The organism is Sinomonas terricola, from assembly GCF_034931225.1.
GTDB lineage: Bacteria > Actinomycetota > Actinomycetes > Actinomycetales > Micrococcaceae > Sinomonas > Sinomonas terricola.
In genome coordinates this window covers 353,512-366,458 of record NZ_JAYGGQ010000001.1, presented here as the reverse complement: position 1 = coordinate 366,458, position 12,947 = coordinate 353,512, and the positions used below count along the sequence as shown (strand labels likewise).

Annotated in this window: 14 protein-coding genes; 5 read left to right on the top strand and 9 right to left on the bottom strand. The window is 70.3% G+C overall.

Going from position 1 to position 12,947, the window contains the following annotated elements; all coding sequences use genetic code 11:
- Window positions 1–19 precede the first annotated feature (19 nt).
- From rpsK to truA, 4 genes are all read left to right on the top strand, one after another.
- On the top strand, window positions 20–424 hold the full coding sequence (gene rpsK, locus SPF06_RS01805) for a 30S ribosomal protein S11 (RefSeq protein WP_138414213.1): 405 nt from the start codon (window positions 20–22) through the stop codon (window positions 422–424).
- Window positions 425–550: 126 nt separating this feature from the next.
- Window positions 551–1,561, top strand: a complete 1,011-nt coding sequence (locus SPF06_RS01800) for a DNA-directed RNA polymerase subunit alpha (protein ID WP_138442257.1) — start codon at window positions 551–553, stop codon at window positions 1,559–1,561.
- Window positions 1,562–1,626: 65 nt separating this feature from the next.
- Window positions 1,627–2,226 (top strand): 50S ribosomal protein L17, encoded by a 600-nt coding sequence (rplQ, locus tag SPF06_RS01795; RefSeq protein ID WP_323277209.1) that lies wholly within the window; start codon window positions 1,627–1,629, stop codon window positions 2,224–2,226.
- 33 nt (window positions 2,227–2,259) lie between these two features.
- Entirely contained in the window at window positions 2,260–3,210 is a 951-nt protein-coding gene (truA, locus tag SPF06_RS01790) for a tRNA pseudouridine(38-40) synthase TruA (RefSeq protein ID WP_323277208.1), read from the top strand.
- Window positions 3,211–3,213: 3 nt separating this feature from the next.
- Here truA and SPF06_RS01785 read toward each other — a convergent pair whose 3' ends face one another.
- Entirely contained in the window at window positions 3,214–4,854 is a 1,641-nt protein-coding gene (locus SPF06_RS01785; RefSeq protein WP_323277207.1) for a sensor histidine kinase, read from the bottom strand.
- Between the two features lie 127 nt (window positions 4,855–4,981).
- Between SPF06_RS01785 and SPF06_RS01780 the strand changes: the two genes are divergently transcribed.
- Window positions 4,982–5,824 (top strand): response regulator transcription factor, encoded by an 843-nt coding sequence (locus SPF06_RS01780; protein ID WP_323277206.1) that lies wholly within the window; start codon window positions 4,982–4,984, stop codon window positions 5,822–5,824.
- Window positions 5,825–5,861: 37 nt separating this feature from the next.
- Here the strand turns inward: SPF06_RS01780 and SPF06_RS01775 are convergent, their stop codons facing one another.
- Genes SPF06_RS01775 through SPF06_RS01740 form a run of 8 tightly spaced genes read right to left on the bottom strand, consistent with a single transcriptional unit; the run spans window position 5,862 to window position 12,937 of the window.
- The gene (locus SPF06_RS01775) at window positions 5,862–6,254 is read right to left on the bottom strand and encodes an Hpt domain-containing protein (protein WP_323277205.1); all 393 of its coding nucleotides are present in this window, start codon (window positions 6,252–6,254) and stop codon (window positions 5,862–5,864) included.
- A 31-nt stretch (window positions 6,255–6,285) separates the two neighbouring features.
- Window positions 6,286–7,173 (bottom strand): type II secretion system F family protein, encoded by an 888-nt coding sequence (locus SPF06_RS01770; RefSeq protein WP_323277204.1) that lies wholly within the window; start codon window positions 7,171–7,173, stop codon window positions 6,286–6,288.
- 10 nt (window positions 7,174–7,183) lie between these two features.
- Entirely contained in the window at window positions 7,184–8,116 is a 933-nt protein-coding gene (locus SPF06_RS01765) for a type II secretion system F family protein (RefSeq protein WP_323277203.1), read from the bottom strand.
- Window positions 8,107–9,570, bottom strand: a complete 1,464-nt coding sequence (locus SPF06_RS01760; protein WP_323277202.1) for a TadA family conjugal transfer-associated ATPase — start codon at window positions 9,568–9,570, stop codon at window positions 8,107–8,109. Before SPF06_RS01760 ends, SPF06_RS01765 begins: the two co-directional genes overlap by 10 nt.
- Entirely contained in the window at window positions 9,567–10,763 is a 1,197-nt protein-coding gene (locus tag SPF06_RS01755) for a CpaE/TadZ family protein (protein ID WP_323277201.1), read from the bottom strand. Before SPF06_RS01755 ends, SPF06_RS01760 begins: the two co-directional genes overlap by 4 nt.
- On the bottom strand, window positions 10,760–11,497 hold the full coding sequence (cpaB, locus tag SPF06_RS01750; protein WP_323277200.1) for a Flp pilus assembly protein CpaB: 738 nt from the start codon (window positions 11,495–11,497) through the stop codon (window positions 10,760–10,762). The genes SPF06_RS01755 and cpaB overlap by 4 nt, the downstream gene beginning before the upstream one ends.
- A 13-nt stretch (window positions 11,498–11,510) precedes the next feature.
- Entirely contained in the window at window positions 11,511–12,563 is a 1,053-nt protein-coding gene (locus SPF06_RS01745) for a pilus assembly protein TadG-related protein (RefSeq protein WP_323277199.1), read from the bottom strand.
- A complete protein-coding gene (locus SPF06_RS01740; RefSeq protein WP_323277198.1) occupies window positions 12,563–12,937 on the bottom strand; it encodes a TadE family protein in 375 nt (124 codons plus the stop codon). The genes SPF06_RS01745 and SPF06_RS01740 overlap by 1 nt, the downstream gene beginning before the upstream one ends.
- Between the last annotated feature and the right edge of the window lie 10 nt (window positions 12,938–12,947).

The following is a 12,947-nucleotide window of genomic DNA, read 5'->3' as shown; positions in this document are numbered from 1 at the left end:
CCAAGAAGTAGGAGTACTCATGCCCCCGAAGACTCGTGCGACCTCGGTCCGCAAGCCGCGTCGCAAGGACAAGAAGAACATTGCGCTCGGCCAGGCGCACATCAAGAGCACGTTCAACAACACGATCGTTTCGATCACCGACCCCTCGGGTGCCGTGATCTCGTGGGCCTCGGCCGGCGAGGTCGGCTTCAAGGGCTCGCGCAAGTCGACCCCGTACGCCGCCCAGCAGGCCGCCGAGGCCGCTGCGAAGCGCGCCCAGGAGCATGGCCTCCGCAAGGTCGACGTGTTCGTCAAGGGCCCGGGTTCGGGCCGCGAGACCGCGATCCGCGCCCTTCAGGCCGCGGGCCTCGAGGTTGGCTCCATCCAGGACGTCACCCCGAGCGCGCACAACGGCTGCCGTCCGCCGAAGCGTCGCCGCGTCTAATTGGTTGTCGCAGGGCCGCGCCGGCTGCGGGGAACCTCAGCCGGCCGCGCGCCCGTTGCTTAGTCAGACCGTTTTCCATCCATCTGTGTTGCGTCATATAGCGGATGCTCGCTGAAAGGAAACTCCGTGCTTATTGCACAGCGCCCCACACTGTCTGAAGAAGTGGTGTCCGACAACCGCAGCCGCTTCGTCATCGAGCCGCTCGAGCCGGGCTTCGGCTACACGCTCGGCAACTCGCTGCGTCGCACTCTTCTGTCCTCGATCCCGGGTGCCGCCGTCACGAGCATCCGGATCGACGGCGTGCTGCACGAATTCACCACGGTTCCTGGGGTCAAGGAGGATGTCACCGAGATCATCCTGAACCTCAAGAGCCTGTCCATCTCCTCCGACCAGGATGAGCCGGTCGTCGCCTACCTGCGCAAGCAGGGCCCGGGCGTCGTCACCGCAGCGGACATCGCGCCGCCGGCCGGTGTGGAGATCCACAACCCGGATCTGCACATCGCCACGCTCAACTCCAAGGGCAAGTTCGAGCTCGAGCTGACCATCGAGCGCGGCCGCGGCTACGTCTCCGCGGCGCAGAACAAGTCCGCGGACGCGGAGATCGGCCGGATCCCGGTCGACTCGATCTACTCGCCCGTGCTGAAGGTCACCTTCCGCGTCGAGGCGACCCGTGTCGAGCAGCGCACCGACTTCGACCGCCTGATCGTGGACGTCGAGACGAAGCCGGCCATCAAGCCGCGCGACGCCGTCGCCTCCGCCGGCACGACCCTCGTTGAGCTCTTCGGCCTCGCCCGCGAGCTCAACACGGCTGCCGAGGGCATCGAGATCGGCCCGTCCCCGACGGACGCCGCGCTCGCCGCGGACATGGCTCTGCCGATCGAGGACCTGGACCTCACCGTGCGTTCGTACAACTGCCTCAAGCGCGAAGGCATCCACACCGTGGGTGAGCTCGTGGCGCGCTCCGAGGCTGACCTGATGGACATCCGGAACTTCGGTGCCAAGTCCATCGACGAGGTCAAGGCCAAGCTCACCGAGCTCGGCCTCTCCCTCAAGGACTCGCCTCCCGGTTTCGACCTCGCCGCTCGCGCTGCCGCGATCGACGAGGACGAGGCCCCGTTCGGCGACGACGACCTCTAAGCCACCACAGTATTGACCGCTGCCGGGCCACCCCCCGGCTGCGGCCCACCCGAGGAGAAACTACTATGCCTGCACCCGCCAAGGGTCCGCGCCTGGGCGGCGGCCCGGCGCACGAGCGCCTCATGCTCAACAACCTCGCCGCCGCGCTGTTCGAGCACAAGCGCATCACGACGACCGTGACGAAGGCCAAGCGCCTCCGCCCGGTCGCCGAGCGCCTCATCACGTTCGCGAAGCGCGGCGACCTCGCCTCGCGCCGTCGTGTCCAGGCCGCCATCTCGGCCCGCACGAACACGAACAAGGGCATCATCCACGAGCTCTTCACGGAGATCGCGCCGCAGCTGGCCAACCGCGAGGGCGGCTACACGCGCATCACCAAGATCGGCAACCGCAAGGGTGACAACGCCCCCATGGCTGTGATCGAGCTCGTGCTCGAGCCGGTTTCGCCGAAGCAGGCTGTCGTGGCCGAGGCCACGAAGGCCGCCGAACGTGCTGCTGCCCCGAAGGCCGAGCCGGTTGTCGAGGCTGAAGTCGAGGAGACGGCTGCTGCCGAGGCTCCGGCCGAGGCTGAGGTCGAGGAGACCGCCGCCGCCGAGGCTGAGGTCGCCGCCGAGGAGACCGAGGCTCCCGCCGCCGAGGCCGAGGCCAAGGACGACGACGCCAAGTAAGTCGCGCCGTCGGGCGCCACTAGACTGGGGCGCATGACTGCAGAGAAGGCCCCCGTTCCCGTGTCAGGGAACGGGGGCCTTCCCGCGTCTGGGGGCCCACACGCGTTGGGGGAGACGGCCGGTCCGGACCGCGTCCGCGTCCGCCTCGACGTCGCGTACGACGGCGGCCCCTTTAGCGGGTGGGCCGTCCAGCCGGGCCTCCGGACAGTCCAGGGATCCCTCGAGGAGGCACTCGAACTCATCCTGCGACGGCCAGTGCGCGTCGTCGTCGCCGGTCGCACGGACGCGGGCGTGCACGCGCGCGGCCAAGTGGTCCACCTCGATCTCGAGGCCGGCGAATGGGCGTCGCTTCCGCGACGCTCGGACAGCCCGCCTGAGGAGGTGCTCGCGCGGCGCCTCCGAGGCGCTCTGAGCCGCGTCCTCGCGGAGGAGACAGGCGCGCTCGAGGTGCGCCGCGCCGTCGTCCCTCCGGCGGGGTTCGACGCGCGGTTCTCGGCGCTGTGGCGCCGCTATTCGTACCGGATCGCCGACCGCCCTGAGCAGTGGGACCCGACGCTCCGCGGGATCACCCTGTGGCACAAGGCGCCCCTCGACGTCGGGCGCATGAACGGCGCGGCCGCCCAGCTTCTCGGGCTTCGGGACTTCCTCGCGTTCTGCAAGCCGCGCGAGGGCTCGACGACCGTCCGTGAGCTTCAAGACTTCTCCTTCGAGAGGACGCACGACGGCGTGGTCGTGGCCCACGTGCGGGCGGACGCGTTCTGCCACAACATGGTGCGCGCGCTCGTGGGCTCGGCGCTGCGCGTCGGCGAGGGGATCGAGCGCCCCGAATGGCTCCACGAGCGCATGCTTGCGCGGGTCCGCGACGCGAAGACCCGCCTCGCGCCCGCCCATCCGCTCGTCCTCGAAGAGGTCGGCTACCCGGAGACAGGAGCCGAGCTCGCGCTGCGGGCCGAGCAGACGCGCGCGCTTCGCGACTCGGTCTGAGCCCTAGACGGGACCGGCAACGGGGAGCCGGAGGGTGAAGACGCTGCCCTGGCCGGGCTCGCTCTCGCAGTCGAGGCGGCCGCCGTGCCGCTCCGCGATCCAACTGCTGATCGCGAGGCCCAGACCGACTCCGGGGATCTCGGAGCGCCGGGCCTCGGAGGTCCGGAAGAAGCGCTCGAAGATGCGTTCGCGGTCACCGGGGGCGATGCCCATGCCGCTGTCGCGGACCTTGACGGTGACCCACCCGTCGTCGCGAACCCCACGGAGGGTGACGGTCCCGCCGTCGGGCGAGTACTTGATGGCGTTCGAGAGGAGGTTGTCGACCACCTGCCCGACGCGCAGCGGGTCGGCGCGCGCGAGGAGCGTGTCGTCGACGTCGACGGTGATGTGCACGCCCGCGGCCACCGCGGCGAGGCGGGCCGCCTCGGCCCGGGCAGCGAGGACCGCGCCGAGATCCGCTTCCTCGAGGCGGATCGGCACGGAGTGCGACGACGACGCGACCAAGTCTGCCGCGAGGTTGAGGAGACGTTCGGCGCTCCGCTGGGCGACCTCGAGGCGGGACCGGTCGACGTCGGTGAGCGCCTCGGATTCGAGGACGAGGTCGAGATTGCCGAGCACTGCTGTGAGGGGGGAACGGAATTCGTGGGCCACCGTGCGGATGAGCTCGGCCTTGTCCTCTGCGGCGTTCGCGAGTGCCGTGACGTCTCCGAAGGCGACGACGGCGCCGCCTCTCGGGCCGTTCACGGGGCGCGATGCGATGGAGAGGGCGATCGCGTCGGAGCCCTGCCCGAGCCATACGATCTCGCCGTCGATCTGCTCGCCGTCGGCGGCCCTGCGGAGCGGCTGCTGCGAGGGTGAGAGCGGGGTTCGGTGGTCTCGCGCGAAGAGGGGAAGGGGCGCGTCTCCCGCTGCGGCCACGGTGGTGGACCGTCCGAAGGGGGCGACGAGCTCGCGGAAGCGCCGGTTCGTGCGGACCGGCAGGCCCTCGGGGTCGACGGCGACGATGCCGACGCTCGCGGCCTCGAGGATGGCTGCGACGAGCCGCTCCGTCGACTGGGATTCGAGGAGGAGGCGTCTGAGGCGCGCCCGCTGGGTCCGGAGCTCGCGCTCCTGGACGCGAAGGCCGGCCGTGGTCGCCCGGATCGCCACGGCGATCGTGAGCATGAGGACCGACACGAGGACGGCCGAGCTCACGGTCGTCCGGCCCCCGATAGTGGGCAGGGTGATGAGCAGCGGGAAGACGAAGGACAGCACGAGGGACCAGACGGCCGAGCGCATGGTGGCGGCGATCCAGATGATGGGGAAGATCGCGAGCGTGACGAGCCCGAGGAGCCCGTTGCCGGGGGCGTTGCGCAGGAGGCCGATGGCCACGAGATCGGCGAGCGGAATAGCGGTCGCCGCCCCAGGGGGCAGGCGGTCCCAGGGAGCCATGAGGCACGCGGCGCACGCTGCTCCCAGGACGACCACTCCGGCGATGACGAGCGGCCGGGCCACAGGGCTTGCCCATTCCTGGGGCTGGACGGCTATCGCGAGGATGCAGGTCGAGATGAGCGGAAGCTGCCAGAGCGCGAGCCGGGACCTCGCGCCCGCATGTCTGAGGTAACGCTGGGCCCGACGGACCACGGCCTGCTCACCGGTAGACACGATTCCTCCCTCAGTAGCCCCCAATGACAGATCAGGCAGTGTCATATTCGCCCCCAGAATGAGAGTATGACAATGAATCTAAGTCCCAGTGACAAAGCTGTCGATGGTTGTGGCAGAGGAGACCGAGATGGAAGATCCTGGACTCGCCCTTGTGGTCGAGGATGACGACGACGTGCGTCACCTCGTGGAGGACGTTCTCCGTCAGGCAGGATTCGAGGTGATGAGCGCCTCGACGGGCCGCGAGGGAGCCGAGATCGCGCGGCGGGAGGATCCCGCCGTCGTGACCCTTGACCTCGGTCTGCCCGACATCGACGGGTTCGAAGTGCTGCGCCGCATCCGGTCCGCGAGCGACGCGTACGTCGTGATGCTCACGGGCCGCGACGAGGAATCGGACACGCTGCTCGCGCTGCAGTCAGGCGCGGACGACTATCTCACGAAGCCGTTCCGCCCGCGCGAGCTGCGCGCGCGGATCTCGGCCATGCTGCGGCGGCCCCGGGCCGGATCGGGGGCCGAGGCGCGGGACGACGGTCAGGTCGTCGGGGCGGTGCCCGCCTCCCCGCGCGGCGGCAGCGGCCAGCCCGACGACGCCGCGGCCGGAGGCTACCGGGGGACGGCCACGGCGCCCCAGAGCCCGGTACCGCCGATGCTCCTCCGGCACAGCGGGCTCACGCTCGACCCGAGGGCGCGGACGGCCGCACTCGTCGGGACGCCTCTGGACCTGACCCGCACCGAATTCGACCTCCTGCACGCGCTCCTGCGCGCGGGCGGAGCCGTCATCACGCGAGCCGAACTCGTCCGCGTGGCGCGGGGCGAACGCGCCCGCGACGATTCGTACGTGAGCGATGCCGACGAACGCGCCGTCGAGGTCCACCTCGGCAACCTCCGGCGCAAGCTGGGCGACGACCCCCGGAGCCCCCGGTGGCTCGTGACAGTGCGCGGGGTCGGCTACCGCTTGGCGCCCGCCTCGTGAGCCCGCTCGGCCCCCGGGCTGCGGCGAGGCCGACGCGCTAGCGAACCCCGCCGTCGTCCTCGCGCAAGGCGTCGACGGTCAGTTCGCCGCACTCCGCGACCTCCGGGAGATGCCCGGCCGCCGCGTCGAAGCCGTCGGCGCGGAGCCGGCGCTCGAGGCCTTCGGACAGCGCCGCGAGGCGACTGGCGCCGACCATGACCGAGGATGTCCGCAGGCTCAGCGCGGCGTCGATCGCCCGAGTCAGGTCCGTCCCCTGCAGAGCTGCCGCGAGCGCTTCGCGCCGCTGCGGCCAGATTCTCACGAAGTCGCGCGCGAAGGACGCCGCCGTTTCGGGCCCGACGTCCTCGGCCAGCATCCGCAGGGCGTCCGGGTCGACGAGGGGCAGGATCCTGCCTGCCTCCTCGGGCGGGACGCTGGGTGGTGCCGTCATGACCGTCTCCCTTTTCCCCATCATGCGAACACTACCGTCCCGAAAATGTAGCAATGGTATTGATGACAGCCGGCCCCAGAATCGCGATGAACAGGGTTGGAAAGATAAAAAGCAGCAGGGGGAAGAGGACCTTCACCGGAAGCTTCATGGCCTGCTGCTCGGCGCGCTGGCGGCGGCGCACGCGCATCGCCTTCGCCTGGACGCGCAGGACCCGGGAGATGGCTATGCCGTAGGCGTCCGCCTGGACCACCGCCTGGACGAAGCTCCGCACCTCCGGCGCGGTCGTCCGTTCGGCGAGTCCCAGATAGGCTTCGCGCCGCGAGCGCCCCACCTGCATGTCCTGAAGCGTGCGCGTGAGCTCCTCGGAGAGCGGGCCCTTGCCTGTCGTGCTCGCGCGGGACAGTGCCGCTTCGAAGCCGAGCCCCGCCTCGACGGAGATGAGGAGCTGGTCGAGCGTGTTGGGGAGGTCCTGCTGGATGGTGGTCTGGCGTTCCATGCCCCGGCTGAGCAGCAGGAGGTCCGGCAGCATGTAGCCCAGCCCGACGCAGAACAGCGCGACGAGGCGCATGATCGGGTCCGACCCCACCGAGAGGAGGAGCCCCCCGACGACGGCGCCGAGCCCGCCGAGCGCGGGCTTGGCGGCCAGGAGCCGGCCCAGCGGAAGCGACGACGGGCGGCCGGCGAGGGCCAGGAGCCGATCGAGGCGGCGGACGTACGACTCGGGGGTGAGCCTCCGGGCCAGCCGTTCGAGGGCCACGAGAAGGCCGGATTCGGACTCCTGCCCGGCCACGGCCTCGATGCCGCGGCCCAGATTCCGGCGCACCGCACGGGCCTCGCGGCGGTCGACCGACAGGAGCGACCAGCAGAGGGCGCCGACGGCGGTGGCCACGAGGGCGGCTGCGACGAGTGGGATGGTCATGGCTGCCTGCCTAGAACTTGATGGTGATGATCTTCTTGAGCCACATGCTGCCGATGAACATGAGGACCGCGGAGGCCGCGATCATGGCCCAGCCGAGCGGGTCAGTGAACATGACGGTCATGTAGGTGGGGTTGACGAGCTCGAGCAGGAGCACGATCGCGAAGGGCAGCGCGATGAGGATGTACGCCGAGAACTTCCCTTCGGCCGCAAGCGCCGAGATGTGGCCTTTGATCTCGCTGCGCTCGCGGATCGTCTCGTTGACCTGGTCGAGCACGTCGGCAAGGTTGCCGCCCACCTCGCGGTTGATCTGGATCGCCTGCGCGACCCAGAGGAAGTCCTGGCTCTCCATGTGCGTTGCGGTGTCCTCGAGGGAGGCGAGCAAATCACGGCCGAGGGCCGTCTCGTGCACGACGCGGCGCATCTCGTGCGCCGTCGGCTCCGGGCTTTCGGCGGCTGCGGCGTCGATGGCGCGCAGGATGCTGTGACCCGCGCGCAGGCCGCCCGAGAGGAGATGCAGGGTGTCGCCGAGCTGCGTGTCGAATCGCTTCCGCCGCGAGGCGATGCGGAAGCGGACGACGACGCGCGGCACGAATGGCATCAGGAGGGCGAGGAGGAGCCCCAGCGCGAGGTTGCCCGCGAGCAGGCCGAGCGCGATGCACGCGGCGGCGCCGCTCGCGACGAGCACGAGCAGGTCCGCCTGGCGGAGCCGCATCCCGGCAAGGTCGAGGGACTCGGGCGAGACGAGGCCTACGCGGTGCTTCGTGAGCCACGCCTGCAGCGCGTCCGTGGCGCTCTCGGTCGCTTTCCCGAAGGCGGAGCTGCCGGTCGCCTGTGGGGGCCTGCGGCGCGAGGCCGGGAGGGCCTGGTGGCCGGGCCGCAGCGCGAGCACCGACGTCACGGCGCCGCCCGCGAGGATCAGGCCGCACCCCAGGATCACTTCCATGGCTGCTCCTGCGCGTGGCTGGTCGGCGTTGCGAAGATGCTGGGCCGGACGTGGATGCCGAGATCCTCGAAGCGCTCGAGGAAGCGCGGGCGCACGCCGGTCGCCACGGCGCTGCCGAGGAATCGTCCGTTGGCGTCCACCCCCGCGGCGTAGTCGAAGACGAACGCGTCCTGGAGCGTTACGACGTCGCCCTCCATGCCCTGCACCTCGGTGATGTGCGTGATGCGCCGAGTGCCGTCCCGCAGGCGCGAGATCTGCACGATGAGATTGACCGCGGAGGCGATCTGCTCGCGGATGGCTCGGAGCGGAAGGTCCATGCCCGCCATGAGCACGAGGGTCTCGAGGCGGGCGATCGCGTCGCGGGGAGAGTTCGAGTGCACGGTCGAGAGCGAGCCGTCGTGGCCCGTGTTCATGGCCTGGAGCATGTCGAGCGACTCGCCCGAGCGGACCTCGCCGACCACGATGCGGTCGGGCCGCATGCGGAGGGAGTTGCGGACGAGGTCGCGGATCGTGATCTCGCCCTTGCCCTCGGTGTTCGGGGGGCGGCTCTCGAGGCGCACGACGTGCTCCTGCTGGATCTGGAGTTCGACGGCGTCCTCGATCGTGACGATCCGCTCGCCGTCGGGGATGAAGGCCGAGAGGACGTTGAGGAGCGTCGTCTTTCCCGTGCCCGTTCCGCCCGAGACGATGATATTGAGCTTGGCCTTGACGCACGCCTGGAGGAGCTCGGCCATCTCGAGGCTGAGCGTCCCGAAGCCGACGAGGTCGCGCACCGTCAGCGGGATCTTGCCGAACTTCCGAATGGTGAGCGACGAACCGCCGACGGCAAGCGGGGGGATGACGGCGTTGACGCGCGAGCCGTCCGAGAGGCGCGCGTCGACGAGCGGGGACGATTCGTCGATGCGGCGGCCGACCTTCGAGACGATGCGCTCGATGACGGTGCGCAGCTGAGCCTCCGAGTTGAACCGCACCTCCGCGAGCTGCAGCCTGCCCTTGCGCTCGATGTAGATCTGGTCGTGGCGGTTGACCATGATCTCGGTGACGTCGTCGTCGTCGAGCAGCCGCTGGAGCGGGCCGTAGCCCAGCACGTCGTCTTCGATGTCGCGCAGGAGGCGCGAGCGCTCGGTGGCGCTGAGCGGCACGTGCTCGTCGTCGATGATGCGGGTCAGCTCGTCCCGCGCCGCGGAGCGCAGCTCCTCTTCCGTGGCGCCGGAGTCGCCGAAGCGCGAGCCCATGCGGTCATACAGGGCCTCGGCGGCCCGCTGCTTGAGGCCGGCCAAGGCGTCCGACGGTCCGTTCCGCGGCGCGGTTCCCGCCGGAGCCGCCGCCAGTGCTGCCGCCCCGAGCCCCGACGCGGCGGGCACGGCCGGAGTCGCGTACTCGCTCACGGCCGGATCCGCGGCATCCGCAGCCGGCCGGCCTTCGGCGATGCTGAAGCGCTCTGAAAGCTTCACGAGACGACGACCCTTCGATGTTGACGACGGCGATTGCGCGCGGCGCCGGACGGGCTGAGCCGGTCGACGACTTCGCCGAGGGCCGCCGTCGCCCGGTCACGGCGCGAGGACTGGAGGACGGGGATGCCCCGATTCGTCGAGTAGGCGACGAGCCGCGAGCGGGGAACGCTCACGTCGACCGGCACGCCGACGGTTGCCTCGATGTCGCGGACGCTGAGCCCGGTCTTCGCGTCCGCCATATTGAGCACGAGGTGCCGCGCCTCGGGAAGCAGCCCGAGACGGCCGAGCACGTCGAGGCTCGAGCGCAGGCCGCGCACGCCCGGGACGTCCATCCCCGTGACCCAGATGCCGTCGGAGCACTCTTCGAGCGCGGCGAGCGTGCATTCGCCGAGGCCCGGGGCCGTGTCCACGACCACGTACTCGAACTGCTCGGCGAGCTGGCGGATGAGGCGCCCGACCTGCTCGGGCGTGATGCTGTCCGCATCGACAGGGTCCTTCGGCGCGCACAGGGCGTAGATGCCCGCCGGGTGCAGCGTGAGGAACGCCTTGAGCACGAGTGAGTCCTGCGCCGCGGCACGCGTGACGGCATCCGTCACCGTGTGCTCGGGGTCGAGGTCGAGGCCGGACGCGACGTCCCCGAACTGGAGGTCGAGGTCGACGATGACGACGCCGAGCGGCGCGGCTTTGCCGAGGCCGACGGCGATGTTCGTTGCGAGCGTCGTCTTGCCGACGCCGCCCTTGGGGGAGAACACGCCGATCACCCGCCCGCGGTGGGCCTCGGCCACTGGGCCCACCGCCTCGCGGCGTCGGCTCTCCGTAGCCTGGACCGAGCGCTGGAGCACCACGCGCAGCTGCTCGGGCTCGACCCCGGGGGAGACGACGTCTCGCACGCCCGTGCGCATCGCCTGGAGCATGAGGTCCGCGTCGGCGTCGGCCGCCAGCAGCACGGCCACGTCGGGGAAGCGGACATCGAAGACCGTGGCGAGGCGCAGGGCGCCCTCGAGCGAGACCGCCGGCCCCAGGACGACGACGGCGGGACGCACCCCGCCGAGATACTCGAAAAGCTGCTCGGGCTGCTCGGGGAGTTCCGCGGTGGCGACGACCTTCAGCCCGCCCGGCAGGGCGCCGTCGACCGCCGCCCGCATGCGCTCGGCAAAGTCCGGGTTCGGGGAGATCAGCACGAAGCGGCTCACTGGTACACCTTCCCCCGCTCGATCGGGCCTGTGTTGCTGTGTGCGGCGTTGGCCGGCTCCTTGCTGAGCCAGATGGTGCCGAACTGGGCAGCGAAGACGATCTTCGCCGCCTGCACGTCGGTGACGGCGACCGTGATCATGAGGGGCACGGTCGCGGGCTTCGCGTTCGTGGTGGAGGAGGAGCTGTCCGTCGTCGCCTGGCCGCCCTGAACTGACGTGAGGAGCACCGTGTGGAACGCGAGCTCCGTGCTCTCGGGGCCGCCCGTCGGCACCGCGCCGTGGTCGAAGGAGAGGAAGATGCCGACCGTATCGCCCGCCTGGAGCTTGCCGCCCACGGCCCGATCTGGGCTGAGCTGGAACGAGACCTCCTGGAGGCCCGCCGGCACGGGGACCGTGCCGGGCTGGGCGAGCGAGTTCGGGGCCACGAGGCGTTCCGAGAGGAGCTGCTCGCCTGGCTGGAGGGCGGTCGAGACAACCTTGCCGGACATCCCGTCGAGGGAGTGGAGCGCCGTCGGTGCAATCGCGTCGGCCGGAAGGGTCTTGAGCTTTACGGAGTCCCCGAGCTGCTCGGACGGCGTGCCTTGGGGCACCGCCTTGACCACGACGAGCACGTCGGTCGGCTGCATTCCCGCCTGGGCGCGGGCGTCCGCGCCGTTGGCGTACGAGATCACCAGGACGACGCCGATGATGGCTGCGACGAGGGCTGCGGCGCCAGCCACGAGTCTTGACTTCACGATGCTCCTGGTCCTACTGCGTGAGGCGCACGATGGTGGCGCCGAAAGGGGTCGAGGGGCCGACTTGGTAGGTGTTGTCGAGGGTGACGTAGGTGACGAACTGGCCGATGATGCCGCGGCAGTTGCCGTCGCACCAGAGGCTCTTGTCCACCGTGGACGGATCGTTGTTGTAGACGTACTGCGGTGGGGTCGACGAGGAGTTGCCGCCCGAGAACTTCCACCCGATCACCTTGTAGGCCGCGAAGCCGGCGAGCGTGTAGATCGCGCCGGTTCCCGTCCCCACCACTGCCGTGAAGACGGGGAGCAGGACCACCGGATTCTGGCCGCTCTGGAGCGTGGTGTACCACTGCTGGAAGACGGCGTCGCAGTTCGCCGGCGGGCTGCTGCCAGGAGCGCTCCCGCCCTCAGCCAAGGCGATGTTGATGGTCGCGCCGCACTGGCCCGGGTTCTGCGCGAGCCAGCCGAAGCCGCCCGGAACTACCAGCCCGGAGGGGCCATAGTTGCAGCTCGGGTTGGCCCCAGATCCGTGGTCCTGGAGAAGCTGGGCTCCTCCGTCCACTTGGCCCACCACTTGGCAGACCGAGAACGTGAGCGGGAAGGGCGCGATCCCCGTGCTGGGGCTGCCCCACGCTGCCTGCGCTGTCGCGCCCAGAGCGGCGCTCCGGATCCCGATCGTCTGAGCGAGGAAGAGGGAGACCGAGCCGGGCTGCATTCCGGGTTGGAGGGGCTGGGTGGTCGCCGTGACGGTCTGTGCCGTGGTGTTGATCGCGAGCGAGGCAATGCCCGCCTGCTTAGCAGCCATGTTCGACTGCGCGAGAGACGTGGCGAGCGTGGACGTGGATACACAGTCCGGGTCGGTGAGCGACTTGGCGCACTTCTGCGCGACGGCGATGGCCGCCGCGTCGGCACCGCTCTGAAGCTGGGCGCGCTTCCCATAGAGCATGCCGCCGTCGACGGCCAGCGCCGCCGCGCCGAGCAGCACGAACAGGAGGAGCACCGTGACCACGGCGACTGCTCCGCGCTCGCGGTGAGCGCCGCCGTCGTACTGTGACTTTGCGTAGCGCATTAGCCGCCGCACAGCATGACCCCCGTTCCGGTCAGCGGGAAGCTTGCCCAGAAGAAGCCCGTGCCCTTGAGCGTGTAGTTCGCCGTGAAGGTGACCTGCGTTCCCGCGGCGCACGTCGTGGGGGAGACAGAGAAGGCCGACGTCGAGAGCGTGCCGAGAGGCGACGCCGCCGTCTGCGCCGCAGCGATCGCTGCGGTCGAGCTGTTCTGGAGCACCATGACGCGTGCACCGGAGCGAGCGGCATAGGTGAGCGTCTGCTGGGCGCTGAACAGCCGGCCGAAGTCGATGATGCCGAGCACGAGCACGAGCAGAACCGGCAGTACGAGCGCGAACTCGACGGCGACGGCACCCCGCTCGCGGGTCGTGGGCAGCATGGCAGGCTCC

Coding starts and splice junctions, on each gene's coding strand:
- rpsK (WP_138414213.1), top strand. CDS start 20: ATGCCCCCGAAGACTCGTGCGACCTCGGTCCGCAAGCCGCGTCGCAAG.
- rplQ (WP_323277209.1), top strand. CDS start 1,627: ATGCCTGCACCCGCCAAGGGTCCGCGCCTGGGCGGCGGCCCGGCGCAC.
- truA (WP_323277208.1), top strand. CDS start 2,260: ATGACTGCAGAGAAGGCCCCCGTTCCCGTGTCAGGGAACGGGGGCCTT.
- SPF06_RS01780 (WP_323277206.1), top strand. CDS start 4,982: ATGGAAGATCCTGGACTCGCCCTTGTGGTCGAGGATGACGACGACGTG.
- SPF06_RS01775 (WP_323277205.1), bottom strand. CDS start 6,254: ATGACGGCACCACCCAGCGTCCCGCCCGAGGAGGCAGGCAGGATCCTG.
- SPF06_RS01770 (WP_323277204.1), bottom strand. CDS start 7,173: ATGACCATCCCACTCGTCGCAGCCGCCCTCGTGGCCACCGCCGTCGGC.
- SPF06_RS01765 (WP_323277203.1), bottom strand. CDS start 8,116: ATGGAAGTGATCCTGGGGTGCGGCCTGATCCTCGCGGGCGGCGCCGTG.
- SPF06_RS01745 (WP_323277199.1), bottom strand. CDS start 12,563: ATGCGCTACGCAAAGTCACAGTACGACGGCGGCGCTCACCGCGAGCGC.
- SPF06_RS01740 (WP_323277198.1), bottom strand. CDS start 12,937: ATGCTGCCCACGACCCGCGAGCGGGGTGCCGTCGCCGTCGAGTTCGCG.